This is a genomic window from Bordetella genomosp. 4 (genome assembly GCF_002261185.1).
Classification (GTDB): domain Bacteria; phylum Pseudomonadota; class Gammaproteobacteria; order Burkholderiales; family Burkholderiaceae_B; genus Bordetella_A.
Genome location: NZ_NEVQ01000001.1, coordinates 140753 through 167744 on the forward strand (window position 1 = coordinate 140753; position 26992 = coordinate 167744).

The window sequence follows — 26992 nt, forward strand, 5'->3', positions numbered from 1 at the left end:
TTTTGAAGTGTTAGCGATATAAACATGTCAGATCAGCAGAACAGCAATCCCGAGAACACCGGCTATGGTGCCGATTCGATCAAGATGCTCAAAGGGCTGGAGGCCGTACGCAAACGCCCGGGCATGTACATCGGCGACACCTCCGACGGCACGGGCTTGCATCATATGGTGTTCGAGGTGGTGGATAACGCCATCGACGAAGCCTTGGCGGGTTATTGCGACGACATCGTGGTGACCATCCATACGGATAACTCAATTTCCGTCTCTGATAACGGTCGTGGCATTCCTACCGATGTGCACAAAGACGATGAGTTTGGCCGCAGTGCCGCCGAAATCGTCATGACCGAGTTGCACGCGGGCGGCAAGTTCGACCAGAACTCGTACAAGGTGTCCGGCGGCCTGCACGGTGTGGGTGTGTCGTGCGTGAACGCCTTGTCGGAGTGGCTGCGTTTGACGATTCGCCGCAATGGCGAAGTGCATCAGATGGAGTTTCGCCAAGGCGAGCGCGTGGCGCCCTTGGCGGTGACCGGTACGACGGACAAGCGCGGAACGGAAGTCCGTTTCCTGGCCGACCCGATCATCTTCAACAACATTGAATATCACTACGAGATCCTGTCCAAGCGCTTGCGCGAGCTGTCGTTCCTGAATAACGGTGTGAAGATCCGTTTGATCGACCAGCGTCAGGGCAAAGAGGAAAACTTCGCGTTTTCCGGCGGCGTGCGTGGTTTTGTGGAATACATCAATCGTTCCAAAACCGTGCTGCATCCGAACGTCTTCGCTGTGACGGCCGAGTCCAGCGCCGGTGGTGTGCCGGTCGGTGTCGAAGTCGCGATGCAATGGAACGACTCGTACAGCGAAACCGTGCTGTGCTTTACCAACAACATCCCGCAGCGTGATGGCGGTACCCATATGACGGGTCTGCGCGCAGCCATGACGCGCATCATCAACAAGTACATCGCCGACAACGAATTGGCCAAGAAAGCCAAGGTCGAAACCTCGGGCGACGATATGCGCGAGGGCCTGGCCTGCGTGTTGTCGGTCAAGGTGCCCGAGCCCAAGTTCAGCAGCCAGACCAAAGACAAGCTCGTGTCCAGCGAGGTCCGTCCCGCTGTCGAAGAAGCCGTCGCACGTACGCTGGAAAGCTGGTTATTGGAAAACCCCAATGACGCGAAAGCCCTGTGCGGCAAGATCATCGAGGCTGCACGCGCGCGCGAAGCCGCTCGTAAAGCGCGTGAGATGACGCGCCGCAAGAGCGTGCTCGAGGGCGCTGGACTGCCCGGCAAACTCGCCGATTGCCAGGAAAAAGATCCCGCCTTGTGCGAGCTGTACATCGTCGAGGGTGACTCGGCAGGCGGCTCGGCCAAGCAAGGCCGCGACCGTAAATTCCAGGCCATCTTGCCACTGCGCGGCAAGGTGCTCAACGTCGAAAAGGCGCGCTTTGACCGTCTGATTGCCAGCGAACAGATCGCGACCTTGATCACGGCATTGGGTACGAGCATCGGGCCGGATTTCAACGTGGAAAAACTGCGTTATCACCGCCTCATCATCATGACCGACGCGGACGTTGACGGCGCACACATTCGCACGCTGCTCTTGACGCTCTTGTATCGCCAGATGCCTGAGTTGATCGAGCGTGGTTACGTGTACATTGCGCAACCGCCGCTCTACAAGGTCAAGGTCGGCCGCGAAGAGCGCTATCTGAAAGACGACCAGGAAGAAGCGCAATTCATGCTGCAGTTGGCGTTGAAAGACGCGCAGCTGACGCCTTCGCAAGGCGCCGCACCGATTGCCGGAGAAGCGCTGGCAGAGCTCGCGCGTCAATACGTGCTGGCCGATGCTGTGATCGCTCGTTTGTCGCGGCTGTTCGATGTGGACGCCTTGTCGGCGATGGCAGAAGGCGTGGAAATCGATTTGTCCTCGGCTGATGCCGCCAACGCATCGGCACAACGTTTGACCGAAGCATTGCGTGGCGCGGTCGCTGGCAACGGTGTGGAAGTCAGCGCCGAGTTCGACGAAGCGCACGAGCAATATCGTCTGATGGTACGTCGCATGCATCACGGTAATGTGCGGGTCAGTGTCATTGACGCAGACTTCGTGCAGGGCGCGGATTATGCAGTGCTGGCCAAATCGGCCAAGACCTTCATGGGCTTGATCGGCGCGGGCGCACTGGTAGCGCGGGGCGAAGGCGACAAGCGCAAAGAGCAGTTCGTATCGGATTTCCGCGAGGTCATGCAATGGCTGCGCAGCGAAGCCGAACGCGGTATTTCGAAGCAGCGCTACAAAGGCCTGGGTGAGATGAACCCAGACCAATTGTGGGAAACCACGATGGATCCCAAAGTCCGCCGTCTGCTGCGCGTGAAGATCGAAGACGCGATCGCGGCCGATGAGGTGTTTACGACCTTGATGGGCGATGATGTCGAACCGCGCCGTGCGTTTATTGAAACGCATGCGTTGTCGGCGTCGAATATTGATGCGTGATGAGGATGACGCTGATGGGAGTCTAGTGTTTCCTCAGCGGCATTCCGATTGATTAAAGGAGCCGCGGACAGCGGCTCCTTTTTTATCGTCAGTTCTTGGCATATCGCTGTAGATCTGCCGCTTGATCCCAGCGTCCGGACATCGCCTTGTATACGGCGATGCTGGAACGCACTGCATTGGTCTGGCTTTCAGCCACCATGTCCTGCGCGTCCAGTTGCTCGCGCTGGGCATCGAGGACTTCGAACAAACCCAACGTGCCGCTCTGGTACATGCGTTGAGCGATATGCTCTGCTTTGTTGCGTTGCTGTACGGCGGCCTGCAGCGTTTGCAGCTCGTCTCTATTTCTATTCAAACGCACCAACGCATTCTCCGTTTCCTCTAGAGCGCCCAGTACGGTTTGCTGATAATTGGCCAGCGCCTCGGAAGCACCCGCCTCGCTGGCGGCGATGCGCGCACGCACGCGGCCGATGTCGAGAAAGGACCAATCCACGCCCAGAAAAACGCTGCTCGTTTCTGTATTGGCGTTGAACATGCCATGCCCGCTCAAGGCGAAACTGCCTAATAGACCGCCCAGCGATAAACGCGGAAAGAGATCGGCGGTGGCAATGCCGATACGGGCGGTAGCCGCGTGCAGCCGTGCCTCCGCCGCCGCAATATCGGGCCGGCGGCGCAGCAATTCTGCAGGTGTGCCTGGGTCCAACATGGGCGGTACTTGTGGCAGGGGCTGTACCGCGTCCAGCCGTGCAATGAGGCTCTCTGGAGGCTCACCCAACAGCACCGCGAGCCGGTGTTGCAGTACGGAAATCTGCGCCTGCAACGCGGGCAGGCGCGCCAGCGTGCTTTGCAGTTGCGCCTGCGCACGGCTCTGGTCCAGGTCCGTGCCCATCCCAGCATGTAGCCGGCGCTCCACCAGCTGCGCCGTATCGCGTTGGTTCTGCGCGTGCGACAGCGCGATCTGCAGGCGCAGTTGCGTACCGCGCAGCTGTGTATAGGTATCTGCGACTTGGGCGGCGATGACGACTTGCAACGCGGCCAAATCGGCTTGCGTCATTTGTTGCTGCGCTTGCTGTGCTTCTACCGTACGCCGTACGCGGCCGTAGAGGTCCAATTCCCAACTTGCTTGGATCTGGGCGTTGTAACTGCGCGCAGAGCGCGGCTGGCCAGGACTCAGTTGATCTTCGCTCAGCTTTTGCTGAGCGGCTTCGCCGTTCATGGTCACGGTGGGAAAACGGTCGAACTGCGTTTCGTTCAGCAGCGCATCGGCGCCTTGCAATCTAGCGTAGGCTGCATGCAAGTCGCGGTTGCCGTTCAAAGCCTGTTGCACGAGAGCGCTCAACTGCTGGTCGCCGAACTGAGTCCAGAAGTCTGCGTCACGCACATCGAAGGCGGGTAATCGCAAGCTGTCGGCTGGTTCAGTCTCGCCGGCCTCGTAGCGTGCGAATTGCGCCGAGGTGGGCACGGAGGCAGCGGGGCTATGAAAGTCCGGGCCCACTGCGCAACCCGTTATGATGAGGCTGCACGCAACGGCCAGACTGCGCACCGATAGAGATTTAGCCATGAGCTTGCTCCGGTGATTCTGCAGGATGGCGTTGGATCGTCGCAGCCTGTGTGGCGGCGTTGCCGTGCGGCTTGAGCTGAGTGCCGCTGAGTTTGCGTAGCGTGACATAGAACACAGGGGTGAGAAACAGACCGAAGACCGTGACGCCCAGCATGCCGGAGAACACCGTGATGCCTGTCGCCGCGCGTACCTCGGCGCCTGCGCCGTGCCCGATCAGCAACGGTACTGCGCCAGCGATAAAGGCAATCGAGGTCATGACGATGGGGCGCAGGCGCAGGCGGCAGGCAGTGCGGGCGGCGTCCCAAATATTGGCGCCCTGCATTTCCAGTTCGCGCGCGAATTCCACGATCAAGATGGCGTTCTTGCACGCCAATCCCATCAATACGACCAGACCGACCTGCACAAAGATATTGTTGTCGCCCCCCGATAACCACACACCGAAGAGCGCCGCGCAAATACACACGGGAACAATGAGGATGACAGCCAGCGGCATGGTCCAGCTTTCGTATAGTGCGGCGAGGACGAGAAAGACCAGCATCACCGCTAGCGCGAATACGACAACCGCCGCATCGCTCTGTTCGACCTGTTGATAACTCATCTCTGTCCACGCCAGTTCGATGCCGCGCGGTAACGTCCTCTGGGCAATGTCTTGCAGCTTGGCCAGGACTTCGGCCGAAGACAGGACGCGAGGATCGGCGTCGCCTATCAGGTCGGCTGCAGGAAAACCGTTGTATCGCATGACCGGATCGGGACCGTAGGTGGGAACCACCGTCACCATGGACGCGATAGGCACCATCTGTCCATCGCTATTGCGCGTCTGCAGTTTGCCGATGTCTTCAGCGGTTTGCCGGTAGTTGGCATCGGCTTGCAGCATCACGCGATAGACACGGCCGAAAGCGTTGAAGTCGTTGACGTAGACGGACCCAAGATATGTTTGTAATGTTTGAAAGAGATCGTTGAGCGCCACGCCTTGTGCTTTGGCTTTGGTGCGATCCACTTTGACTTCCAGCTGGGGGATGTTGGATTGGTAGGCACTCACGGGATAGCTCATGCCAGGTGTCTTGACGATCTCGGCTTGAAAGGCATTCATGGCCTGCTGCAAAGCTGCATAACCCAGGCCGGCGCGATCCTCCAGAAACAGGGAATAGCCCGATCCATTGCCCAGGCCTTGTATGGGAGGCGGCATGAGCGCATAACCGAAGCCGCCTTCCATTGTGCCTAGCGCGTTGTTCAGTTCTGCACTGATTTCCGTGGCGTCCCGGCTGCGCTCGCCAAAGGGTTTGAGGGTGACATAGGCGCTGGTCAGGTTCGGGGTGTTGGTGGTTTGCAAAGCGTTCAGGCCTGCGAACGCGGACACGGATTGCACACCGTCTATTTGAAGCGCGCGACGCGTGAGTTCCTGCGTGACGTCATCGGTGCGGCGCAGCGAGGCGCCTTCGGGCAACTTGGCGCCGGCAAACAGGTAAAGCTTGTCCTGCATCGGGATGAATCCGCCGGGCACGTTATTGAAAAGTACCGCCGTGCCTGCGAGCAGCGCGATGTAGACGGCAAATACGATCCCTCGTTTTTTGAACGAACGGCCGACGGTATGTTCATAGGCCTGCGCGCTGCGGTCAAACCCGCGATTGAAGCGTTTGAAGAACCAGCCGAGACTCCAGTCAATGACGCGCGCCAATCCATCTTTGCGTGCGCCGTGGCCCTGCAACAGCTTTGCCGCTAGTGCCGGCGACAGCGTGAGAGAGTTGATGGCGGAGATCACGGTGGAGATCGCAATCGTGACGGCAAACTGTTTGTAGAACTGTCCAGTGATGCCATCCAGAAAGGCCATCGGCACAAAGACGGCGCACAGCACCAATGCAATAGCGATGATGGGGCCGGACACTTCTTTCATCGCCAGGTGGGCTGCATCGCGCGGACTGTGGCCTTTTTCGATAAAGCGTTCTACGTTTTCCACGACAACGATAGCGTCGTCGACGACGATACCGATGGCCAGGACCAAGCCGAATAAGGTCAGCGTATTGATGGAATAGCCGAGCAGCAGCAGCCACGCGAATGTGCCTACGATGGATACCGGCACGGCCAAGAGCGGGATGATCGACGCGCGCCAAGTCTGTAAAAACACGATGACGACCAGCACGACCAGGATGACCGCCTCTATCAGGGTATGCTGAACGGCCGAGATGGATTCGCGTACGAATACGGTCGGGTCCCACAAATATTCGAACGAGGTGGCCTGGGGCAGATCGCGAGATAAGCGATCCAGGGTCTGGTAAACCTCCTCTGCCACCTTCAGGGCGTTGGCGCCGGGTGTGAGAAAGATGCCCAATGCGGCCATGTTCTGGCCATTCAAGGAGGCGCGCAAGGTGTAGTCGCTGGCCCCCAGTTCGATGCGAGCCACATCTGATAGACGCACGACCTGTCCGTCTGCGCCGGTTTTCAGAATGATGTCACCGAATTCCTGTTCGGTTTTCAATCGGCCTTGCACATTGATGGACAGGAGTTTGTCCGTATCCTTGGTGCTGGGCTCTGCGCCGAGCTGGCCGGCAGAGACCTGCACGTTCTGTTCGCGCACGGCGGCAATCACTTCGCTTGCGGTGAGTTGGCGGGCTGCGACTTTGTCGGGATCCAGCCACACCCGCATTGCATAGTCGCCCGAGCCATAGACGCCGACATCACCCACCCCCTGGATACGTGCGAGCTCATCTTTGACTTTGATGGTGATGTAGTTGCGCAGGTACAGTGTGTCGAGACGGCCATCGGTAGAGGCCAATCCCACATACATCAACGGCGTTGCCGTTTGCTTTTGTGTGGTGATGCCGAATTGACGCACTTCCTCTGGCAAGCGGCTTTGGGCCTGGCTGACGCGGTTTTGTACGCGTACGGTGGCATCGTCGGGATCGGTGCCAGGGCGAAAGGTGGAGACCACTTGCAAGGTGCCGTCCGAAGCCGCGACGGACTTCATGTACATCAGCCCTTCTACGCCATTGATGGCTTCTTCTAACGGGACGGCGACGGACTCGGCGATTTCTTTGGGATTGGCGCCCGGATAGGTTGCGCGCACGACGACGCTGGGTGGGACGACTTCGGGATATTCGCCGGAGGGCAGCAGAGGAATAGCGATCAAGCCCACGGCGAACATGATGATGGACAACACGATCGCAAAGATCGGCCGATCGATGAAGAATTTTGAGAAATCCATGGCGGCCTCGATTTATGGCCGACGCAGGGCGGCGGTTTCTTTTGCGGACGACGTGACGTGTAACTGTGCGACAGAGTCTCGCGGCTGATCTCGATCTGTCGAAGCGGGTTTTGCTGGTTCTTTGTCGTTGCGTGTGGTGGGCGCCAACGGCATTCCTGGGTAGTAGATCCGCTGCATGCCTGCGACGACCACTTGGTCGCCGGGCTGGAGTCCTGACTCGACAATGCGCCGGCCCTCGAACAGGCGGCCTAACTGCAATTCGCGGCGTTCGGCGCGGTTGCCCTGACCCACCACGTAGGCGTACTTGCGGTCTTGGTCCGTCAGGACGGCTTTGTCGTCGATCAGTATGGCGTTGAATTTGGCGGGGGTCTGCATCTGCACGCGCGCGAACATGCCAGGCGTGAACAGACCTTGAGCATTGGGGAGCGTGGCGCGCACGCGCAGGGTGCCGGTTTGCGGATCGAGGCGATTGTCGGTGAAGCTCACTGTGCCTTGATGTGCAAAGCTGTCTTCGTTTGCCAAGGCGATGCGTACGAGTGTGGTGTCTGTGCTGCGGTCGGCGGCGGTGCGGGCAATCTGTTTATTGCGCAACAGGCTTTGCTCGTCCGCATCGAAATAAACATAAACGGGATCCTGGGATACCAGTGTGGTCAGGACGCTCGTATTGGCCTGCGCTAGATTGCCAGCCGTCAGCATCGCACGCCCGACTATCCCATCTATCGGCGCGCGTACCACGGTAAAGTCCAGGTCCAGTTGCGCTGTGGCAAGCGCCGCCTCGGCGGCCTGTACGTTGGCGAGGGCTTGTGCCAAGGTGCTCGCACGGTTGTCGGCTTCTTCCGCGGAGATTGCCCGGTCAGGCAATAGCGCACGGGCGCGCTTGTCCTGTGTCCGGGCCAAGGCCGCCGCCGCTCTGGCGTGTTGCAACTGTGCCTGGGCGCTGGCGAGCGCTGCCTGATAGGGTCTGGCGTCGATCGTGAACAGCGCTTGGCCTTTGCGTACCGGTTGCCCATCCTGGAAGTTCACGGCGTCGATATAGCCGCTCACGCGCGGCCGGATCTCCACGCTCTCCATGGCGGCAATGCGGCCGTTGAACGTGTCCCATTGTTGTATCTGCCGTTGTTCCACAAGTTCGACGGTTACCTGGGCGGGGAGAGGCTCGGCGGCCTGCTCCTTGCCTTCGGCAGCCTGTTCGCAGGCGGTCAAGCCCAATGATGCGGCCAGGGCTATGGCCGCCGTACCCAGTCGCATGAACCAGCGCGGGCTGAGGGTCGATGTCATCTTTACATTCCAGGAATGAGCATGGCCGCAGCGGCCGCACGGGGCACAGGTGCCCGCGATTTACTCGTTGAAGGAATGTATTTTCAAAGTTAAAGTCAACTTTAAGTCAAGTGATAAAAGGAGTTTGCGACATGGACGAGTGGGATGATGCCCTGCTTCCAATAGGGTTTATCGCGCAGCGCAGTGGGGTCAATGCCTCGGCATTGCGTTATTACGAATCGCTCGGCTTGATCGAGTCCACGCGCACCGGATCAGGTCATCGCCGCTATCGCCGATCGACATTGCGGCGAGTGGCCTATATCGTGTTTGCCCAGCGGTTGGGATTTCAACTGGACGAAATCGCTGCGCAGCTCGACGGGCTGCCGAAACATCACGCCCCCACTGGGGAAGAATGGAGTCGTCTTTCGCCTGTCTGGATCAGCCGCGTAGATGAGCGCATACAGGAACTGAAGCAGTTGCGCCGCAACCTCGAGTCCTGCATAGGGTGCGGTTGTTTGTCGATGAAAGTCTGCAATGTGTTCAACCGCGCTGATTGCATCGGCCGCAAGGGACCCGGGCCCAGATTGTGGCTGGGTGATCAGTTGACGCCTGCTGGTGATGAGGCGTGAAGCCGTTGCGAGTCGTCGGTAGCGCACCGCCCGAGGTTTCCCGCCGGGCGGTGCAATAAGCTGATTACTTCGCCTGCGTCAGCGTGTTGTAGCTGGTGATCAGGTTGCGATAGTCAGGAATGTGGTTCGAGAACAATTCGGCCAGGCCTTCGATGTCGTTGCGCCAGTCGCGATGCAGTTCGCATGCTGCGCCGAACCAGGTCATCAACTGGGCGCCCGCGGCGCTCATGCGGTCCCAGGCGGCGTCGCGGGTGAGCGGGTTAAAGGTTCCGGAGGCATCGGTAATGACGAATACTTCGAAGCCCTCTTCCAGTGCGGACAGCGCGGGGAATGCGACGCAGACTTCGGTGACGACGCCGGCGATGATCAGCTGTTTCTTACCAGTGGCCTTGATGGCCTTGACGAAATCTTCGTTGTCCCAGGCGTTGATCTGACCGGGGCGAGCAATGTACGGGGCATCGGGGAACTGGGCTTTCAGTTCGGGGACGAGCGGGCCGTTCGGGCCGGTTTCGAAGCTGGTGGTCAGAATGGTAGGCAGATTGAAATACTTGGCCATGTCGGCCAGGGCCAACACGTTGTTCTTGAATTTGTCGGGATCGATGTCGCGTACCAGGGACAGTAGGCCGGCTTGGTGATCTACCAGCAAGACGGCGGCGTTGTTTTTGTCCAGGCGGGTGTAGGGTTTGGTCATGACGGTCTCCAGTTGCACTCAGGTGGTGCCCGGGTGGGCGGGGTTCAAGCATGGCTCGCAGGGGCGAGGGGGTAGGTGATGCGCACCGCCGGGTCGAGGACGGTGCGCATCGGGTCAAAGTTAATGCGTCATCTGGCCAAAACGGCCGCGGTTGAAATCGTCGATGGCCTGACGGATTTCGGCGTCGCTATTCATGACGAAGGGACCGTAGCCCACGATGGGCTCGTCGATCGGTTCGCCGCTGAGCAGCAGCAGCGTGGCGTCGTTGTTGGCCTCGACCTGGACTTGGGTGCCGTCGCGCTCAAGATGGACCAGCTGCGCTTCGCGAACGATTTCAGCGCCGTTGACCATCACTGTGCCACGCAACACCACTAATGCCAGGGTGTGGCCTTCGGGTACGTCAAACGTCGCGACACCTTGCTGATTCATACGCACGTCCCAGACATTCATGGGGGTGTGGGTCTGAGCCGGGCCGCGATGGCCGTCGAATTCACCAGCGATGACACGGACCTGGCCTGCACCGTCGGGCAGCGCTACCGAGGGAATGTCGCGATTCAACAGGGTTTGGTAGCCTGGCGCGGACATTTTGTCGCGTGCCGGCAGGTTGACCCAGAGTTGCACCATTTCCAGCGCGCCGCCTTGGCGGGTTAACGCTTCGGAATGAAATTCCTCGTGCAGGATGCCGCCGGCCGCCGTCATCCATTGGACGTCGCCCGGACCGATGTGGCCGCCGGCGCCGGTGGAGTCGCGGTGGTCGACTTCGCCCTGGTACACGATGGTGACCGTTTCAAAGCCGCGATGCGGATGCTGACCTACGCCACGGGGACGGGCGGCTGGCGCGAATTGCGCGGGGCCGGCGTAGTCCAGCAGCAGAAACGGGCTGAGATGTTTGCCGTGGCTGTCGTAGCCGAACATCGAACGAACCGGAAAGCCGTCGCCGACCCAGTGGGGACGCGGTGCGCTGTAAACGCCGAGGACTTTCTTCATCATCTTTCTCCAGTGCCGGCTGCGAGCTATGTGTCGCAGCGCCATGGGTATAACTATAGATTCGGGACAATTTCGGCGGTAGTACGTAAAATTCGCTATCAGCGTTCCATCATGAGAACGATTAGGGAGAGTGAGGAGCCGCCATGCAGGATTTGAACGATCTCTATTATTTTGTACAGGTCGTGGATTACGGCGGTTTTGCGCCCGCGGGCCGCGCATTGGGGGTGCCCAAGTCCAAACTCAGCCGGCGCATTGCTTTGTTGGAGGCCAGGCTGGATACGCGATTGCTGATGCGTACGACCCGCCATTTTGCGGTGACGGAGATCGGCCAGACGTTCTATACCCATTGCAAGGCCATGCTGGTCGAAGCGGAGGCGGCGCAGGAGGCCGTGGCGCTCACGCAGGCCGAGCCGCGCGGTACGGTCCGGGTGACTTGTCCTGTGGCGTTGTTGGATGCACAGGTGGCTGACATGCTGGCGGCTTTTATGGTGCAGTATCCGCTGGTCCAGATTCACCTCGAGGAAACGAATCGCCGGGTGGACGTGGTGGCCGAAGGCATCGATGTGGCGATCCGGGTACGGCCGCCACCGCTGGAAGACAGCGATCTGATCATGCGGGTGTTCTGCGAGCGGGGGCAATGCCTGGTCGCCAGCCCGGCCCTGTTGCAGCGTGTTGGCAAGCCCGCAGCGCCGGCTGACTTGTCTAATTTGCCTAGTCTGGGCTTGGGATTACCGCAGAGCGAGCATGTATGGAAGTTATTCGGACCGAATGGCGCGCATGCCGCTATCCGTCATCAACCGCGCCTGATTACGCGCGGCATGCTGGCGTTGCGGGCGGCTGCAGTGGCTGGCGTCGGGATTGTGCAATTGCCCACCATGTTGCTGCGCGGACAATTCGAACGGGGCGAGCTGGTGACGATATTGCCGGATTGGGCGCCGCGCCGCGAGATCGTGCATGCGGTGTTCGCGTCTCGGCGGGGGCAACTGCCGGCGGTCAGGGCGCTGATCGACTTCCTCGCCGATCACTTTGCGGCATTGGCCGACGATTGAACGCCGCCGCCATGGCAGGCCATGTGCCATGAGATGGGGACGCAAGGCGACGGCCGGTTCTACAACTGCTCAAAGCGTGCGTAGCGTTTGTCCGCGTAGATGCGTTCGGTAATCAGCTCGCGTACGACGGCGGCGGGCGGGCCGCGGCGCAGCCATTCCAGCATGTGGTCGACCTGATCGGGGCTGCCTTGCACCATGGCTTGCACGGTGCCGTCTTCCATGTTCTGCACCCATCCGGTCACACCCAGCATATGGGCGCGGCGCACGGTTGCGTGCCGGTAGCCCACGCCTTGTACGACGCCTTTGATGACTGCGTGTACGGTTTCGTGTTGAGGGACTTGCATGAGAATCCTTTGATACCTGATTGAGCTGCCGCAGAGGCGCCGGGAGCGGCGCGTATACTTTCGGAGCCGTCTATTTTGCAATACTGTCCTATGACCCAGAATCTTGCCAAGATAACCTGCATCGAAGACCTGCGTGTATTGGCGCAGAAACGCGTGCCACGCATGTTCTATGACTACGCCGATTCGGGGGCATGGACTGAGAGCACGTATCGTGCCAACGAAACTGATTTTCAGAAAATCAAGCTGCGTCAGCGGGTTGCCGTCAATATGGAAGGCCGCTCGTTGCGCACTACGATGGCGGGCGTCGATGCCATTATGCCGGTGGCGATCGCGCCTACGGGCTTGACAGGCATGCAGCACGCGGACGGCGAAATGCTGGCCGCGCAGGCGGCGGCCGAGTTCGGTGTGCCCTTTACGCTGTCGACGATGAGCATCTGCTCGATCGAAGACGTGGCGCGCGCGACGGGCAAGCCGTTCTGGTTTCAGCTGTATGTGATGCGTGATCGCGATTTTGTCGGGAATCTGATCGATCGTGCCAAGGCGGCAAATTGCTCGGCGCTGGTGCTGACGCTGGATCTGCAGATCATGGGGCAGCGCCACAAAGATATCCGCAACGGTCTGTCTACGCCGCCCAAGCCAACCTTGGCGAATCTGATCAACCTGGCGACCAAGCCACGCTGGTGCCTGGGAATGCTGGGCACACCGCGTCGTACGTTCGGCAATATTGTCGGTCATGCCAAAGGCGTCGCCGATATGTCGTCGCTCGCGTCGTGGACGGCAGAGCAATTTGACCCTTGCTTGAGCTGGAGCGATGTCGAGTGGATCAAGCAGCGCTGGGGCGGAAAATTGATTCTGAAAGGCATCCTGGATGTCGAGGATGCGCGTCTGGCTGCCGATAGCGGCGCTGACGCATTGATTGTCAGCAATCACGGCGGGCGCCAATTGGACGGCGCCATGTCGTCAATCGCGGCGCTGCCCGCCATTGCGGATGCGGTGGGATCACGGATCGAGGTCTGGATGGACGGCGGCATTCGATCGGGCCAGGACGTGCTGAAGGCCGTGTCCCTGGGCGCGCGCGGAACCATGATCGGGCGCGCGTTTCTGTATGGCCTGGGAGCATATGGAAAAGCGGGCGTGACCCGTGCCCTGGAGATCTTGTACAAGGAGCTGGACGTGACGATGGCGCTGTGCGGGCGCAAGTCGCTGACGCCTGGGGATCGGGGCATGCTGCTGCCGGGGACTTATCCGACCTGATCTGCTTGAGGCGATCGCAAGGCCGCGTGCAAGGGTCTGCATTGGCTTGGGCACGGTGAGTCATCGCAAGACCGCAAAACCGCAAAATCTGCAAATCGGCCCTCGTTACAGTGCAAGCACTGGAGAACGAATGAAAGCCAAAACCCGCATTCAGTACGCCAATCGGCTGGACCCTGTATTGCAGTGGTTGGCGTCGCATCCTGATGCGACGCCGGACCTGTATCTGCTGGCTGATTTGGCATGCCTGTCGCCGTATCACTTTCATCGTGTCTATCGCGCGGTGATGGGTGAGACGGTGAACGCGACGATGTTGCGCTTGCGCATGCATCGTGCATCGACGGACCTCGCGGGTGACCGGCCTATGCACCAGGTGGCGCAACGTGCGGGATATACCTCGCAAGCGGCGTTCAACCGGGCGTTCGGGACCGCCTTCGGCGTACCGCCGGGGCGTTACCGGCATGCGCGCTCCAGGCCTTTTAATCCTCAGGAGCTTGGCATGTATCCCACTACTATCGAAACTTTCGCGGGCGCATCGTTGGCAACGCTGGCGCATCACGGCGATTATCAACACATCGGCACGACGTTCGACCGCTTGTTCTTGTTGGCGTCCGGTCGCGAACTGATCGGGCCCGCGACACGGTCGTTTGGCGTGTATTTCGACGATCCGCAACAGGTGCCGGCCGATCAATTACGTTCGCTTGCGGGTTTTACGTTGCCCGATGGGGCGGCCGTGGATGCGGTGTTTGAACCATTTTCGTTGCCTGCCACGCGTTGCGCCGTATTGGAATATACGGGGCCGTACAGTGAGTTGGAGTCGGCATATAACTGGCTGTTCGGGCAATGGTTGCCGACCAGCGGCTATGAAACGCGGGATTTTCCCATGTGGGAGGAATACGTCAATGATCCGAAGACGACCCCTGCTGCGGAACTAAAAACGCGTATTTATTTGCCGCTCATTTGAGTCGCTGAGCGGCCGGTCGGGGACAACGGCGCGTCATTGAGCTTGATGGTGAAGCGCCCATCGAGCATGGTCTGTTGACGAGCCTCTACGCGAGCGATCAGGGCGCTGGGGACTTTGTCTTTAAAGGTCCCTAGCGGCGCCAGCATCGCGCCTTGGTAGCGCATTTGCGAGTATTTGCCGTAGTCATCTGCCTTGAACGTGCCACGCTTGACCATGGTCAATGCGCGCTCGATGGTCGGCGCCATATCCCATACGGCCGAGGAGATAACGGTATCGGGATATTGAGCTTGCATGTCGACGATATTGCTGATGATCAGCTTGCCACGTTGTTCCGCTGCCTCGGCAGCGCCAAAGTGCTCTGCATAGAGGACATCGGCACCCTGATCGATCTGGGACAAAGCCGCTTGTTTGGCTTTGAGCGGATCAAAGCGCGAATGGATGAACGTGAGGAGAAATTTTGCGTCGGGATTGATTTCGCGTACCCCATCCATAAAGGCATGCAGTAAGCGGTTGATGCCCGGGATGGGATCGCAGGCGATCAGGCCGATAGTGCCGGTTCGGCTCATGCCGCCGGCAAGCATGCCGGCCAGATAGACGGGTTCCTGGATGTAGTTGTTGAAAACCGAAAGATTGGGTTGTTGCGGACGGTTGGTGGAGCCGACCAGGAACGCAATGTTTGGGTACTCTTTGGCTATCCGATAGACGCTGGACTCGCTGCTGAAAGCTTCACCGATGATGAGTTGTACGCCCTGCCGGGCGTATTTGCGCATGGTTGCCTCATAGTTTTCGGGAAGGATGTTTTCCGAATAGAGGTAATCGATCTCGCCGCGCGTGCGGGCCAGCACCAGTGCTTTGTGTACGCGTGATGCCCACGGTTGTCCGATCGGGACAGTGTAGACGGCGGCGACTTTGATCTTGTCGTCGGATTGCGCGTGGAGTTTTCCTGCTATCAGGATAGCGCCCACGGCGGCGCCGAGCTGCAGTAGCGCGCGTCGTCGTGTTAGTTCGGTTGTTGGCAAAGAAGCACCAATAGTCATGGGTGAGGTTCCTGATCGCCCAGTAACATTGCGGCATGAGATCGCGCCATGCGCGTAAGTCACGCAGTGCAACATGACGGAGCTGGCGCTGTACTGTGTCATCACTGCGCGTAGCGATGATTATAGGCAGCTTGTGCCCGGTGTGAGGCCTGCCTGGGTGCATAATCTCAGATTCCGCGCCCGGCCTGAAGCGGTGCGCAGCATTCACTGGAGAAACGCATGAGATTGTTGTTCCTTGGCGCTGGCGGTACTGGCGGCTATTTCGGCGGACGGGCGGCGCAAGCGGGCGCCGATGTGACGTTTCTGGTGCGAGAAGCACGTGCGCAGAAGCTGCGGGCAGAGGGGTTGAAGATCGAAAGTCCGCGCGGCGACGCTGTTGTGCGGCCGCAGCTGGTGACGGCGAACGACCTGACAGCGGCCTACGACGTGGTGGTGCTCAGTTGCAAGGCTTATGACTTGTCCAGCGCGATCGAGGCAATTCGCCCTGCGGTCGGGCCGGACACGGCGATCTTGCCGATCATGAACGGGGTGCTGCAATACGATGCCCTGGATGCGGCGTTTGGCGCATCGCGCGTATTGGGCGGACTCTGTCAGATCAATGCGACGCTGGGGGCGGAGGGCCAGGTCAAGCATCTGGGACAACATGCCGTGTTTGTGTACGGCGAACGCGCCGGCGAGCCGCGCAGCGCGCGTTGCACTGCGCTGGAGGCCGCATTGGCCGACGCGGCGTTCACCAGCCGCCTGAGCACGGAGATTCAGCAGGACATCTGGGAAAAGTACGTGTTCCTGACCACCATGGCGTCGGCGACGTGTTTGATGCGCGGCTCTATTGGGCAGATCGCGTCGACGGATTCAGGAGAGGACATCCTGCGCAGCTTGCTGAGGGAATGCCAGCAGGTGGCGGCGGCGTCCGGGCATGCCGTGCGCGCCGGGGCGGACGAGTCGGCACTGAAGATCCTGACGGACCGTCAGTCGCCTATGACTGCGTCCATGTATCGCGATCTGAGCTTGAATGCGCCGGTTGAGGCCGATCACATCGTCGGCGATATGGTGCGGCGTGCGGGCGTATTACAGCTGGACGTGCCGTTGCTGCGAGTGGCTTATACCCATCTGCAGGTCTATCAGGCGCAGCGCGCCGCGAGTGTGTAGCTGTAGGGGCCTGGGCGCGGGTTGTGTGGCAACGAGGTAACCGATGAAGACGATCTATCTGGCCGGCTTTGATGTGTTTCGTGCGGACTCGCTCGCCCACGGTGCATGGTTGAAACAGCAATGCCGCCGCTATGGCTTTGAGGGGCTGTATCCCCTGGATAACCAAACGCCGGCAGAACTGTCGGGACGCGCTTTGGCACAGTGGATTTACGAGGCCAATATTGAACTGATTCGCCAGGCCGATGCGGTGATGGCGAATCTGAATGCGTTTCGCGGTGCCGAGCCCGACTCGGGTACGGCGTTTGAGGTGGGCTATGCCACGGCGTTGGGCAAGCCGGTATGGGCCTATATGGATGAGGCGGATTCGTTGGTGCAGCGTCTGGCAGTGGCGCAACGTGATGATCCACCGCGCCATGTCGATGCCGAAGGCTATACCGTCGAGGACTTCGGCCTGAATCTGAATTTGATGCTGGCCTGCAGTGCTACGGTGGTCGTAGGGGATGCAGCGCAGTGCCTGGCTCGTATGGCGCAGGCACTGCGTGATGCCTCAGGCGCCTGAGGCATCACGCCACACGCGCAACACGGGGGCTTTTTTTATTACGCAGCGACAGCATCTGGCGCTGTTACGCTGGCCTGCTCCAGTTGACGGCGATGGTCGGCCAGCTCCGCGATGGTCAAGGCGACCAGGCCATGCTCCGCTGCATAGCGTGCAATGGCTGGGCCTCGCATCATGGTGCCGTCGGGATTCATCAGCTCGCACAGTACCGCGGCTGGGCGCAGACCTGCCAGCATAGCGAGGTCGACCGAGCCTTCGGTGTGGCCGCGCCGCGTCAACACGCCGCCGGGCTGCGCACGCAAGGGAAACACATGGCCGGGGCTGACGATATCGTCCGCTTGTGCGCCAGTGGCGATCGCGGCCCGGATCGTGGTGACGCGGTCGGCGGCAGAGACGCCGGTGGACACGCCATTGCGGGCTTCGATAGACACGGTAAATGCAGTGCTGAACCGGCTTTCGTTGCGTGCCACCATGGGGGGCAGTTGCAACTGATCCAAGGTTTCATCAGTCAGGCACAGGCAGACGATACCGCTGCAGTCGCGGATCAGTTGTGCCATGACTGGGACGGTGAGCTTGTCGGCAGCGACGATCAGGTCGGCCTCGTTTTCGCGATCGAAGTCGTCCATCAAGATGACCGGACGGCCCAGGCGCAGATGATGCAAGGCCCGCGTCAGCCGGCTCTGAAATGGCTGTGCGTAGAGATCGGGAGGGGAATACGGTGAGGCAGGGATACCGGCGCTGTGGCTGGCGGGAACTGCGGTAGAAATAACGGTAGACATTGAAACGCTCTCGCAGAAAAGGTGGCGAAAAACGTTTCAGGGCACATGATAGCCATCTTTGCCCGTGCAACAGCCAAGCAGCGCGCGACGGCCTATGGCCGAGACGTATTGCCCGCGATTGGGTGGGTTCAGCTGGCACATCTTCTCTCATCCGGACTGTGACCGTCGGCCCTGGAATCGCACCAGATCTGCTGACCCCGGCTGTCATGAGACAGACCGGGCGCTCGCGGGCTTGCCAAGTGTGGCTTACCGCCGGTGGGGAGTTTCGCCCCGCCCTGAAGACGTACTGCTATGCCGCAACACGCGGCACGGAGGACATTGTACGCCTAGTCCGAGGAGGCCTGATCTTTCAGGTCCTTCTTGTCTTTCTTGTTTTTCTTTTTCTTTGTCTTGATCGCCAGCATGGTGCCGCGGCAGGTCGGCGCGCCGCACAGGCAGAGATAAGCTGCCTTGAGCTTTTTGGTGATCTTGTCCTCGAGCACCAGTCCGTAGTCGTAAAACAGTTCTTCGCCGCGCGCGATATCGCGCAGTGCCGTGATGAAGACTCGCTTGCCGTTCGCGCTTTCCTGAGATTCGCAATTGGGCTCGCAAGCGTGGTTGATCCAGCGCGCATCATTACCGTTGTCGCCGCCATCGATGACACGGCCCGAGCTCAGCGAAAAGAAGAACGTGTGGAACGGATCGTCGGGATTGGTGGGGTGACGGCGATCGGCTTCCTTGGCGCTGATGCGTGCGCCTTGATATTCGATGATCTGAGTACCGGCGGGGATCTTGCGGGCAGCAAAGACACCGTTGCCGTGCAGCTTGGAGCGGCGCACGACGTGCCAGGGCTTGGGGGATTCTGCAGTGGTCATGAAGGCAAAGCCAGGTAGCGGGCCAGCGGGGATTATAGGTGCAATGGATGACAGTCTCTAAGCGCTGCGTTTTGCCAGATCCGTGCAGCCCTCGGAGGGCGGGCAAATGGGGCAAGGCAACGCGTTTTGCGCAGGCATCACGTGGTGATCTCGGTATTCAAGGGCAATTGCGTTTCTTTCAGCCGGCGCAAGACAAAACAGGACTTGCTATGGCGAATGCCTGGAATGCGATAAAGCTGTTCACGCAATAGCCGTTCATAGTCGCGCGTGTCGCGCACGGCGATGCGGATGTAGTAGTCATAGTCGCCCGATACGAGAAAGGCCTCCAGGACCTCGGGAATCTGCGCCAGCGCGCGGCCAAATTCGTAAAGGGTTTCTTCGCTGTGGCTTTCCAGCGTGATGTGCACGATGACGGTATCCATGAAGCCCAGGCTGGCGGGATCCAGGTCCACCGTATAGCCGCGAATGACACCCGCGGACTCCATGCGTTTGATGCGATTCCAGCAGGGCGTGGACGACAGGCCGACCTCGGCGCCGATCTCGTTCAGGCTGGCGCGCGCGTTCTGCTGTAAGGCCCGCAAAATGGCGAGATCAAATTTGTCTAGTTTCATTTTCCGGATTTCCTTAAAAACAAAGATTAATTTACTGGAAAATCCCGGAATCTGGAGAAAATAAGAGAAATCTTCTGGGCGGAAAGGCATAAGATATCCACTATGAACGATCGACTCCACGCCAGCGCCCTCGCCGCCTTGAACTCCGACACCCGCCCCGCCCGCAACGGGGCGCAAATTTTGCTCGACACGCTGATTGCACGTGGTGTCGATACCGTGTTCGGTTACCCGGGGGGCGCCGTGCTGCCGCTTTACGATGCGCTGTATGCCGAGCCGCGTTTGCGTCATGTGCTGGTGCGCCATGAGCAGGCGGCCGTCCATGCGGCCGAAGGCTATGCACGCACCACCGGTCGGCCCGGCGTGGTGTTTGTGACCTCCGGTCCGGGGATGGCCAACACGACCTCCGGTTTGCTGGACGCCATGTGTGATTCGATTCCGGTGTTGTGTATCAGCGGCCAAGTGGCTACCACCGCGATTGGCACCGATGCGTTCCAGGAGTGCGACGCTATGGGCATCTCGCGCTCGGTCACCAAGTGGAATACCCAGATTCGCGCCGTCGACAACGTGGCCGATGTGGTCGGGCGCGCTTTTGATCTGACGCGTCAGGGACGGCCAGGGCCGGTGCTCGTGGATTTTCCGAAAGACGTGCAGTTGACTCCGTTGCCGTCATCACCCGAGACGGCAGAGCTCTCAGAAGACTCGCGTGTTGCCGCATTGCGCGCGCGCCGGCAAGCGGGCAAAGCCCCGTTGAAACTGCCGCAAACCGCGGTGCGCCGTGCTGCGGCCCTGATCGCGCAGGCGCGCCGCCCCGTTTTTTATGGTGGTGGCGGCCTGATCAACTCTGGCCCGCAGTCCTGCCAGGCATTCACCGATCTCGTGCGTCACACAGGGGCGCCCTGCACGCTGACATTGATGGGCCTGGGGGCGTTTCCCGCATCAGATTCGCAATTCGTGGGCATGCTGGGCATGCACGGTACGCTGGAGGCCAACATGGCCATGCACGAAGCCGACCTGGTGGTGTGCATCGGTGCGCGCTTTGATGACCGCATCACTGGCAAACTCGCCGAGTTTTGTCCCCATGCGCGCAAGATCCATATCGACATCGATCCTGCGTCCATCAACAAGGTCGTGCGCGTCGACGTTGCTCTCGTTGGCGATTGCCTGCCTTTGATCGATGCACTGCGCAATGCGCTGAACGAGCATCCCCTGCCGGCTGCGAGACTGGCCGATTGGTGGCGCCGGATCGACACATGGCGTGCGAAAGATTGCCTGGCCTACTCGTCCACGCCGGAAGCGATCTTGCCGCAGCAGTTGATGCAGCAGTTGAACACTGCATTGGCCGGCCACGACGCGATCGTTTCCACCGATGTAGGCCAGCACCAGATGTGGGCCGCGCAGTATCTGCGTTTTGATAAGCCGAATCGTTGGCTGACCTCGGGCGGTGCGGGGACGATGGGCTATGGGCTGCCGGCTGCAATCGGCGCGCAAGTGGCGCATCCCGATAAAACGGTGGTGTGTGTCAGTGGCGATGCTTCGGTGTTGATGAACATCCAGGAGTTATCCACTGCCATGCAGCATGACACGCCTGTCAAAGTCGTGTTGTGCAATAACGGTTATATGGGGATGGTGCGTCAATGGCAGGAATTGATTCACGGTGGACGTTATAGCCACAGCTATAACGCATCTCTGCCCGATTTCGTTGCGGTTGCCAAAGCGTTTGGCTGGGGATCGGCACGGGTGGATGATCCGGCGCAGTTGGATGAGGCGTTGGCGCAATGCCTGGCGCATCCTGGGCCGTATTTTCTGGATGTTGCAGTGGCTGCGCAGGAGAACTGTTTTCCCATGATGCCTGCTGGTGAGGGGCATCATCGGATGATGTTGGCTGAAGGGGTTTGGTATGAGGATGACAGCGTTTGATGGCGTAGGCTTTCGCTGTTAACACGTCGCGGGCGGTTGCCATGGGCCATGCTGGCCTAATCGCCGCGACTCGGCCCATGACCAGGGGCCTCGGCCCGCTTCGCGGGCTAAATCGCGGCTCAAAAGGCCAGCATGGCCCATGGCAACCGCCCGCGACTCACAGTCATGGCATGCCACCGCAGTCCCTCACCACAACCAGGCCGTCATTCAAAGCACGACCCACCGCATCAAAGCATCCGCAGCCTGCAGACATTGCGAGCCGGCGTTCGTCGCGTATAGGCGCTGCCGGCCCGTAGAGCCCGCCGAACCAGCCTTGTCAGGCGGGGGGCAGTCGGCTGGGCATGTCTGAGCGCAGCGCAGCGGAGCGAGTTTGCCCAGCCGCCCCGCCTGGCAAGGCTGGTGAAGGGCAGTCTGGCTGCGCAGGCGGCCAGACCGGGCGATAGGGCCGGCAGCGCCTATACGCGACGAACACCGGCGCCTAAAGAACTCAGTACGATGAGTCGAGCCCAGGGGCAAGGGTAAAAAATCTCAACGCACCCGTACTGACATCCCCCCCACCTATCAATCGTGCTTGATAGAAATCGTCTTCAGCACCGTAAACCCATACAGCGCCTCAAAGCCCTTCTCACGCCCGTGCCCGCTGGCCTTCACACCACCGAACGGCAGTTCGATGCCGCCCCCCGCTCCGTAGTTGTTGATAAATACCTGCCCGCTGCGCACCTTGCGAGCGATACGCAGTTGGCGCGCGCCATCCCGAGTCCAGACACTAGCGGCCAGGCCGTATTCCGTGGCGTTAGCAATACGCACTGCATCGGCCTCATCATCGAACGGCATGGCTGCCAACACCGGACCGAAGACTTCCTCTTGTGCCAGACGATGATCGACCGGCACATCGCGCAGCAGCGTCGGAGCCTGGTAGTAGCCTTCAGCGGGCGCACCATCGGCGACCTTGCCCTGCGCAGCGGTAGCGATGCCGTCCTGCGCGGCGGCCTTGAGAAAGCCTTGCACACGTTCCTGCTGCGTTTTACGAATCAACGGACCGCAATCCAAGTCCATCGTCGCGGGACCCGTACGCAGCGCCGAAAACGCCTGAGACAAGCGTTCGAGCACACGATCGTAGGCACTGCGTTCAATCAGCAAACGGCTGCCTGCCGAGCACGTTTGTCCCGAGTTCTGCACAATGGCATTCACAGCCACGGGAATCAATGCATCGATATCCGCGTCGCCGAACACGATCTGCGGTGACTTGCCGCCCAGCTCCAGCGTCACCGGAACATGGCGTTCCGCAGCGACCTGGGTGACCAGCACGCCGATGCGAGGCGAGCCCGTGAACGAGATGTGATCAATGCCCGGGTGGCGCGTCAACGCATCGCCTGCCTCATGACCGTAGCCCGTGACGATATTGATCGCACCCGGCGGGAACCCCACGTCGGCGGCCAGCTCAGCCAGGCGCAGCAGCGACAGGCAGGCGTCTTCAGCGGGTTTGACGACGCAGGCATTGCCCGCTGCCAGTGCACCGCCCACGCTGCGGCCGAAAATCTGCAGCGGGTAGTTCCACGGGACCACGTGGCCCGTCACGCCATGCGGCTCGCGCAGCGTCAGTACGGTATAGCCGTTTTGATAGGGCAAGGTTTCGCCGTGCAGCTTGTCTGCCGCACCGCCGTAGTACTCGAAATAGCGCGCCACAGCCGTGACGTCGGCACGGGCTTGTTTGGTGGGCTTGCCGCAATCGCGCGATTCGATCTCGGTCAGTTCGTCGATGTGATCGAGGATCTTCAGCGACAGTTTCAGCATCAGCCGGCCGCGTTCGGCTGCGGTGAGTTTGCCCCAGGCGCCTTCGTCGTAGGCCTTGCGGGCGGCGCGTACGGCGACGTCGATGTCGGCGGCATTGCCGCGTGCGATGGCGTCGTATTCCTGCCCCGTAGAGGGATCGATGACGGGAATGGTTTCGCCCGAGAGACCCGGTACGGAACGGTTATCAATGAAATGCTGCTTCATGCCTGTGAACCTCTAGTGTGTCGTTGCAGAAAATGCCGGCGGGTGGATGCCGGGCAGCTAAAACAAAATGGACAAACCCCCGTCCACCGCCAGCACCTGGCCGTTGATGTACGAGGCGGCAGGCGATGCCAGGAATACGGCAGCGCCGGCGATTTCTTCGGGTTGGCCCCAGCGTCCGGTCGGATTGCGGGCGCAGATGCGTTCGTTGACTGCAGGGTCCGCGACCATGGCAGCATTGGTTTCGGTAGCAAAGGTCCCAGGAGCGATGGCGTTGCTGGTGATGCCCAGCGGCCCGAACTCGACGGCCAACGCGCGCATCATGCCGGTCAGTCCTTGCTTGGCCGCAGGATAGACGGCGTCGCCGGGACGAGCCAATTCGCCGGCTACTGATGTGATGGTGATAAGGCGCCCCGAACCCTGGCGCACCATGCGTTCGGCAGCGAGCTTGGCCAGCACCATGCCAGCGACCAGATCGGTATCGATCAAGGCGCGAATTTCCGCTGCGGTAATGGCTTGCAGCGTCTTGCGGTTACGGGCGCCGACGTTGTTGACCAGGATGTCGAGGCGGCCATGTTCGCGGTCGATACGGTCGAATGCGTCGGCGACGGCTTCGTCATCAGACACATCAAACGGCAGCGCGGATGCGGCCAGGCCTTGTTCGCGCAGCGTATGCGCCGCGGCCTCGGTGGCGTCGGCGCTGCGGCCATTGATGAGGACATGCGCGCCGCTACCCGCCATGGCGCGCGCCATGCACAGGCCCAGACCGCGCGCCGATCCCGTGATCAGGGCGACTTGGCCGGCCAGCGAAAAGCGCTGTAGATAAGCTTGCGAAGCAGTCGGGTTAGTCATGGCTGGATATCAATCAATCGCGGAACTCGGGTGCCCAATGCAACAGTCTGCGCTCAATCCACGTCACAGCATAGACTAACGCAATACCGACGAGGGAAAGCAAGGTGACTGCGGCAAACATGTCGGTCGCGTTCAGCGTGGCCAAGGCAGTGACCATGAGATAGCCCATGCCGGTGGTGGATCCAACGAATTCGGCCAGTACGACGCCGATGAGCGCAAAGCTGATGGCGTTGGGCAACGCGGCAAAGGTCCAAGCGGCGGCCGTGGGGACGCGTACGCGCCACAGGATCTGGCGCGGCGAGCCGCCCAGCGTGCGACAGAAATCGACGAGTTCGCGTTCGACGCTGCGTCCCCCTTTGTAGGTGTTGAAGAACACCAGGAAGAACACCACGAACCACGATGTCACGACTTTGGAGGCCAGGCCCAAGCCGAAAAACATCGTGATCAGCGGAACAAATGCAATGCGCGGCATGGAGTTGAACGCCACGATAAAAGGATTGAACACATCCGCCAGCATACGGCTGCGGCTGAGCACCATCCCTACGAGGAATCCGCTGCCCACGCCGACGACCAGGCCCACCAGGGTGGCTTGCAAGGTCAGCCACAGGTGCGGCCAGACGGACCGCGGTCCCGGTTGCAGCCATTCCCACAACCGCACGGCGATGCGCGACGGTTGGCTGATAAAAAATGGGTCAAAGATGGTGTTCTGCGCGAACCAGGGAATGCGAGTCAGGATTTCCCAGCCGCCGATGATGATGGCCAGGATCAGGATTTGCCACGCGGTGATGCGCAGCCGGCGTTGTACCTGGGCTCGCCGGTCTTCGCGCAGTTGGTCTTGCAAGGTGGAAACGTCGGAAGCAGTCATGGATATCAGAACGCTCAGGCAGCCGTACGGAATTGTTCGCCGAGCACGCTCCAGAGGCTTTGCACGTGAGAGACAAACTGCGGGGTTTCACGCAACACAAAAACATCGCGCGGATGCGGGATCTGAATGCGCTCATCGAGCAGGACGCGGCTGGGCGGCCCCGACAGCACGACGACGCGATCCGAGAGCGTGATGGCTTCGTCGAGATCATGAGTGACCATGACGACGGTTTGGCCGAGCTTGCGCCAGATCTCGATGAGCTCACGATGCAAGTGCGTTTTGGTATGCGTGTCCAAGGCACCGAAGGGCTCGTCGAGCAACAGGATACGAGGCTCGACGGCCAGGCTCATCAACAGCGCAACGCGGCGGCGCATGCCGCCCGACAACTGGTGAGGATAGGCCTGCGCGAAAGCGCTGAGGTGACCCAGTTCGAGCAACTCGGCGACGCGGCGGTCGATCTGTGCGACGGGCATGCCCAGGAATTTCAGGCCCAGCGCGACGTTCTTGCGTACGTTGTACCAGGGCAGCAGCGTGTCTTTCTGGAAGATATAGCCCAGTGCGGGCGGCACCTGTCCGTTGACCGGTGCGCCGGCCACCCGGATGGTGCCGGTGGTGGGGGCCAGAAAACCCGCCATCATGTTGAGCAAGGTGCTTTTGCCACAGCCAGAGGGCCCGACGATGGAGACGAATTCGCCTTCGGCAATGGAGAGCGACACATTGCCCACGGCGTGCACCGTACCGCCGCGTGCCTGATAGGCTTTGCCGACCTCAGTGAGTTCGATCATCCGCAGCCCCCACAGGCGTCACTCTGCGCGCGGAGAAAGAGCGCATCCCCATCGGGCTGGAGCCCGGCTTCAGTATCCAGATACATCATGAAATCACGACGCCTTGCGGGCTCGCTGGACGAACGACATGTCGACGCAGGTGGCGTAAGGGACTTTTTTCATTTCCTCGTTCGAGAATTGGCGTCCATCCCCCATGATGGCCGCCATCCGGTTGTAGGCGTCTTCGGTGATGAGGTTGTCTTTCAGAAAAACGGTTTCTTTGTAGATGCCTAGCGTTTTTTCGATGGCAGGACGGGGAAAGGCGCTCAGGTAATCGTCGTAGATCGCGTCAGTGACGGCCTGGGCGCTGTTGGCGGTGATGAAGTCCTGCGCCTTGACCAGCGCTGTCACAAAGGCCTGTACGACCTCAGGGCGCTTTTGAATGGTGTCTTGCAGGGTCAAGGCGGCGATGCCCGGGACGTCGCCCCCCATGAAGGCATTCCATGAGGCTTCGGTGGTGGCGTCGAAGATCGGTACGCCCCAGCCTTCGGCTTGCGCTTGTTCCATCATGGACATGGTCGCCATGCTGGCCGATATCGAGCCGGTTTTCAGCGCGCCCAGCATGGTGGCCAGGTCCCCCAGGGGGCGAATGTCGACTTGATCGGCGATGCCCGCCTGTTGCATCAGGTAGACGGCCATGAGCCAGGTGCTGGACTGCGGTTGTGTCGCGCCCACGCGTTTGCCCGCCAGATCTTTCAGGGTTTTGATTTTGCCGCTGTCGAAATCCTCACGCCGGACGATGACATTGGCGTAGGTGAGCTTGCGGTCAAAGCCAAAGATCAGGCTGGCGGGCTTGCCTGCGAGCGTCAATGCCGGCGCGGCGGTCGCAGCGGTGGCGCCAAAGAGGATCTGCCCTGCCGCCAGCATTTGCATGGTGCGAGGACCGCTTTGCGAGTTCAGGTATTCGACCTCCAGTCCGCCCTCGCCAAAATAGCCCTGTTTGAAGGCGACGTAAGCAGCGGCAAAGAAAGGATCAATGCTGCCCAGGCCGAATGCGGCTTTGCCGCGTGCGGTCTGGCTGAACGCCGGGGCGCCGAGCAGGCTCGTTCCAGCGAGCGCGGTGGCGCTGGCAAGAAAATGGCGGCGGGTGTAGTGGCCCGAGTGCAAAAGGGATCGCTGCATTTGTCGTCCTGGAATGTTGTCGTG

General features: G+C 60.4%; 23 protein-coding genes and 1 riboswitch. Of the genes, 8 read left to right on the forward strand and 15 right to left on the reverse strand.

Annotated elements, in window-relative coordinates:
- Nucleotides 1-24: 24 nt before the first annotated feature.
- Nucleotides 25-2478 (forward strand): DNA topoisomerase (ATP-hydrolyzing) subunit B, encoded by a 2454-nt coding sequence (gene gyrB, locus CAL20_RS00690; protein WP_094823985.1) that lies wholly within the window; start codon nt 25-27, stop codon nt 2476-2478.
- Between the two features lie 88 nt (nt 2479-2566).
- Here gyrB and CAL20_RS00695 read toward each other — a convergent pair whose 3' ends face one another.
- From CAL20_RS00695 to CAL20_RS00705, 3 genes are read right to left on the reverse strand one after another with little or no spacing between them, the layout of a single operon-like run.
- Nucleotides 2567-4036, reverse strand: coding sequence for an efflux transporter outer membrane subunit (locus CAL20_RS00695; protein WP_094823986.1), 1470 nt, complete (start codon nt 4034-4036; stop codon nt 2567-2569).
- Nucleotides 4029-7235: an efflux RND transporter permease subunit gene (locus tag CAL20_RS00700; protein WP_094823987.1), complete on the reverse strand. Its 3207-nt coding sequence runs from the start codon at nt 7233-7235 to the stop codon at nt 4029-4031. The genes CAL20_RS00695 and CAL20_RS00700 overlap by 8 nt, the downstream gene beginning before the upstream one ends.
- Before the next feature lie 12 nt (nt 7236-7247).
- Nucleotides 7248-8513, reverse strand: a complete 1266-nt coding sequence (locus CAL20_RS00705) for an efflux RND transporter periplasmic adaptor subunit (RefSeq protein ID WP_256981316.1) — start codon at nt 8511-8513, stop codon at nt 7248-7250.
- A 131-nt stretch (nt 8514-8644) separates the two neighbouring features.
- Here CAL20_RS00705 and soxR point away from each other — a divergent pair, with 131 nt between their 5' ends.
- Entirely contained in the window at nt 8645-9121 is a 477-nt protein-coding gene (gene soxR, locus CAL20_RS00710; protein ID WP_094823988.1) for a redox-sensitive transcriptional activator SoxR, read from the forward strand.
- Nucleotides 9122-9185: 64 nt separating this feature from the next.
- On the opposite strand, the gene ycaC is transcribed toward soxR, so the two are convergent.
- Entirely contained in the window at nt 9186-9812 is a 627-nt protein-coding gene (gene ycaC / locus CAL20_RS00715) for an isochorismate family cysteine hydrolase YcaC (protein WP_094823989.1), read from the reverse strand.
- A 120-nt stretch (nt 9813-9932) separates the two neighbouring features.
- Nucleotides 9933-10799 carry a pirin family protein gene (locus CAL20_RS00720; protein ID WP_094836957.1) on the reverse strand — a complete coding sequence of 289 codons (867 nt, stop codon included), beginning with the start codon at nt 10797-10799 and terminating at the stop codon, nt 9933-9935.
- Between the two features lie 143 nt (nt 10800-10942).
- Between CAL20_RS00720 and CAL20_RS00725 the strand changes: the two genes are divergently transcribed.
- Nucleotides 10943-11848, forward strand: coding sequence for a LysR family transcriptional regulator (locus tag CAL20_RS00725; protein ID WP_094836958.1), 906 nt, complete (start codon nt 10943-10945; stop codon nt 11846-11848).
- A gap of 59 nt (nt 11849-11907) precedes the next feature.
- Here CAL20_RS00725 and CAL20_RS00730 read toward each other — a convergent pair whose 3' ends face one another.
- Entirely contained in the window at nt 11908-12192 is a 285-nt protein-coding gene (locus CAL20_RS00730; protein ID WP_094823992.1) for an acylphosphatase, read from the reverse strand.
- 90 nt (nt 12193-12282) lie between these two features.
- Here CAL20_RS00730 and CAL20_RS00735 point away from each other — a divergent pair, with 90 nt between their 5' ends.
- Both CAL20_RS00735 and CAL20_RS00740 read left to right on the forward strand, forming a co-directional pair.
- Nucleotides 12283-13446, forward strand: a complete 1164-nt coding sequence (locus CAL20_RS00735; RefSeq protein WP_094823993.1) for an alpha-hydroxy acid oxidase — start codon at nt 12283-12285, stop codon at nt 13444-13446.
- 130 nt (nt 13447-13576) lie between these two features.
- Nucleotides 13577-14407 (forward strand): AraC family transcriptional regulator, encoded by an 831-nt coding sequence (locus tag CAL20_RS00740; RefSeq protein WP_094823994.1) that lies wholly within the window; start codon nt 13577-13579, stop codon nt 14405-14407.
- Here the strand turns inward: CAL20_RS00740 and CAL20_RS00745 are convergent.
- Nucleotides 14389-15444 carry a BMP family protein gene (locus CAL20_RS00745; RefSeq protein WP_094823995.1) on the reverse strand — a complete coding sequence of 352 codons (1056 nt, stop codon included), beginning with the start codon at nt 15442-15444 and terminating at the stop codon, nt 14389-14391. The genes CAL20_RS00740 and CAL20_RS00745 overlap by 19 nt on opposite strands.
- A gap of 219 nt (nt 15445-15663) precedes the next feature.
- Between CAL20_RS00745 and panE the strand changes: the two genes are divergently transcribed.
- Both panE and CAL20_RS00755 read left to right on the forward strand, forming a co-directional pair.
- A complete protein-coding gene (gene panE, locus CAL20_RS00750) occupies nt 15664-16593 on the forward strand; it encodes a 2-dehydropantoate 2-reductase (protein WP_094823996.1) in 930 nt (309 codons plus the stop codon).
- Between the two features lie 43 nt (nt 16594-16636).
- On the forward strand, nt 16637-17152 hold the full coding sequence (locus tag CAL20_RS00755; protein WP_094823997.1) for a nucleoside 2-deoxyribosyltransferase: 516 nt from the start codon (nt 16637-16639) through the stop codon (nt 17150-17152).
- 38 nt (nt 17153-17190) lie between these two features.
- Here the strand turns inward: CAL20_RS00755 and ribB are convergent, their stop codons facing one another.
- The 3 genes from ribB to CAL20_RS00770 all read right to left on the reverse strand — a co-directional run bounded on the left by ribB (nt 17191) and on the right by CAL20_RS00770 (nt 19393).
- Entirely contained in the window at nt 17191-17928 is a 738-nt protein-coding gene (gene ribB, locus CAL20_RS00760; RefSeq protein WP_094823998.1) for a 3,4-dihydroxy-2-butanone-4-phosphate synthase, read from the reverse strand.
- 135 nt (nt 17929-18063) lie between these two features.
- Nucleotides 18064-18215, reverse strand: a riboswitch (FMN riboswitch).
- 39 nt (nt 18216-18254) lie between these two features.
- Nucleotides 18255-18782, reverse strand: coding sequence for an SET domain-containing protein (locus tag CAL20_RS00765; protein ID WP_094823999.1), 528 nt, complete (start codon nt 18780-18782; stop codon nt 18255-18257).
- Between the two features lie 137 nt (nt 18783-18919).
- A complete protein-coding gene (locus tag CAL20_RS00770; RefSeq protein ID WP_094824000.1) occupies nt 18920-19393 on the reverse strand; it encodes an Lrp/AsnC family transcriptional regulator in 474 nt (157 codons plus the stop codon).
- 93 nt (nt 19394-19486) lie between these two features.
- Between CAL20_RS00770 and ilvB the strand changes: the two genes are divergently transcribed.
- A complete protein-coding gene (gene ilvB, locus CAL20_RS00775) occupies nt 19487-21310 on the forward strand; it encodes a biosynthetic-type acetolactate synthase large subunit (protein ID WP_094836959.1) in 1824 nt (607 codons plus the stop codon).
- A 561-nt stretch (nt 21311-21871) separates the two neighbouring features.
- On the opposite strand, the gene CAL20_RS00780 is transcribed toward ilvB, so the two are convergent.
- From CAL20_RS00780 to CAL20_RS00800, 5 genes are all read right to left on the reverse strand, one after another.
- On the reverse strand, nt 21872-23308 hold the full coding sequence (locus CAL20_RS00780; protein WP_094824002.1) for an aldehyde dehydrogenase family protein: 1437 nt from the start codon (nt 23306-23308) through the stop codon (nt 21872-21874).
- Between the two features lie 57 nt (nt 23309-23365).
- Nucleotides 23366-24157, reverse strand: a complete 792-nt coding sequence (locus tag CAL20_RS00785) for an SDR family oxidoreductase (protein WP_094824003.1) — start codon at nt 24155-24157, stop codon at nt 23366-23368.
- Between the two features lie 13 nt (nt 24158-24170).
- Nucleotides 24171-25022, reverse strand: a complete 852-nt coding sequence (locus CAL20_RS00790; protein WP_094824004.1) for an ABC transporter permease — start codon at nt 25020-25022, stop codon at nt 24171-24173.
- Nucleotides 25023-25036: 14 nt separating this feature from the next.
- Nucleotides 25037-25807: an ABC transporter ATP-binding protein gene (locus CAL20_RS00795; RefSeq protein ID WP_094824005.1), complete on the reverse strand. Its 771-nt coding sequence runs from the start codon at nt 25805-25807 to the stop codon at nt 25037-25039.
- A gap of 93 nt (nt 25808-25900) precedes the next feature.
- A complete protein-coding gene (locus CAL20_RS00800) occupies nt 25901-26968 on the reverse strand; it encodes an ABC transporter substrate-binding protein (RefSeq protein WP_094824006.1) in 1068 nt (355 codons plus the stop codon).
- Between the last annotated feature and the right edge of the window lie 24 nt (nt 26969-26992).

Bases quoted from the DNA above. Each gene is read 5' to 3' on its own strand.
- CAL20_RS00770 (WP_094824000.1), bottom strand. From the start codon at position 19,393: ATGAAACTAGACAAATTTGATCTCGCCATTTTGCGGGCCTTACAGCAG.
- CAL20_RS00720 (WP_094836957.1), bottom strand. From the start codon at position 10,799: ATGAAGAAAGTCCTCGGCGTTTACAGCGCACCGCGTCCCCACTGGGTC.
- CAL20_RS00785 (WP_094824003.1), bottom strand. From the start codon at position 24,157: ATGACTAACCCGACTGCTTCGCAAGCTTATCTACAGCGCTTTTCGCTG.
- CAL20_RS00730 (WP_094823992.1), bottom strand. From the start codon at position 12,192: ATGCAAGTCCCTCAACACGAAACCGTACACGCAGTCATCAAAGGCGTC.
- CAL20_RS00740 (WP_094823994.1), top strand. From the start codon at position 13,577: ATGAAAGCCAAAACCCGCATTCAGTACGCCAATCGGCTGGACCCTGTA.
- gyrB (WP_094823985.1), top strand. From the start codon at position 25: ATGTCAGATCAGCAGAACAGCAATCCCGAGAACACCGGCTATGGTGCC.
- CAL20_RS00790 (WP_094824004.1), bottom strand. From the start codon at position 25,022: ATGACTGCTTCCGACGTTTCCACCTTGCAAGACCAACTGCGCGAAGAC.
- CAL20_RS00725 (WP_094836958.1), top strand. From the start codon at position 10,943: ATGCAGGATTTGAACGATCTCTATTATTTTGTACAGGTCGTGGATTAC.
- CAL20_RS00800 (WP_094824006.1), bottom strand. From the start codon at position 26,968: ATGCAGCGATCCCTTTTGCACTCGGGCCACTACACCCGCCGCCATTTT.
- CAL20_RS00735 (WP_094823993.1), top strand. From the start codon at position 12,283: ATGACCCAGAATCTTGCCAAGATAACCTGCATCGAAGACCTGCGTGTA.
- ribB (WP_094823998.1), bottom strand. From the start codon at position 17,928: ATGTCTACCGTTATTTCTACCGCAGTTCCCGCCAGCCACAGCGCCGGT.
- CAL20_RS00795 (WP_094824005.1), bottom strand. From the start codon at position 25,807: ATGATCGAACTCACTGAGGTCGGCAAAGCCTATCAGGCACGCGGCGGT.
- CAL20_RS00695 (WP_094823986.1), bottom strand. From the start codon at position 4,036: ATGGCTAAATCTCTATCGGTGCGCAGTCTGGCCGTTGCGTGCAGCCTC.
- panE (WP_094823996.1), top strand. From the start codon at position 15,664: ATGAGATTGTTGTTCCTTGGCGCTGGCGGTACTGGCGGCTATTTCGGC.
- CAL20_RS00705 (WP_256981316.1), bottom strand. From the start codon at position 8,513: ATGACATCGACCCTCAGCCCGCGCTGGTTCATGCGACTGGGTACGGCG.
- CAL20_RS00755 (WP_094823997.1), top strand. From the start codon at position 16,637: ATGAAGACGATCTATCTGGCCGGCTTTGATGTGTTTCGTGCGGACTCG.
- soxR (WP_094823988.1), top strand. From the start codon at position 8,645: ATGGACGAGTGGGATGATGCCCTGCTTCCAATAGGGTTTATCGCGCAG.
- ycaC (WP_094823989.1), bottom strand. From the start codon at position 9,812: ATGACCAAACCCTACACCCGCCTGGACAAAAACAACGCCGCCGTCTTG.
- CAL20_RS00745 (WP_094823995.1), bottom strand. From the start codon at position 15,444: ATGACTATTGGTGCTTCTTTGCCAACAACCGAACTAACACGACGACGC.
- CAL20_RS00780 (WP_094824002.1), bottom strand. From the start codon at position 23,308: ATGAAGCAGCATTTCATTGATAACCGTTCCGTACCGGGTCTCTCGGGC.
- CAL20_RS00700 (WP_094823987.1), bottom strand. From the start codon at position 7,235: ATGGATTTCTCAAAATTCTTCATCGATCGGCCGATCTTTGCGATCGTG.
- CAL20_RS00765 (WP_094823999.1), bottom strand. From the start codon at position 18,782: ATGACCACTGCAGAATCCCCCAAGCCCTGGCACGTCGTGCGCCGCTCC.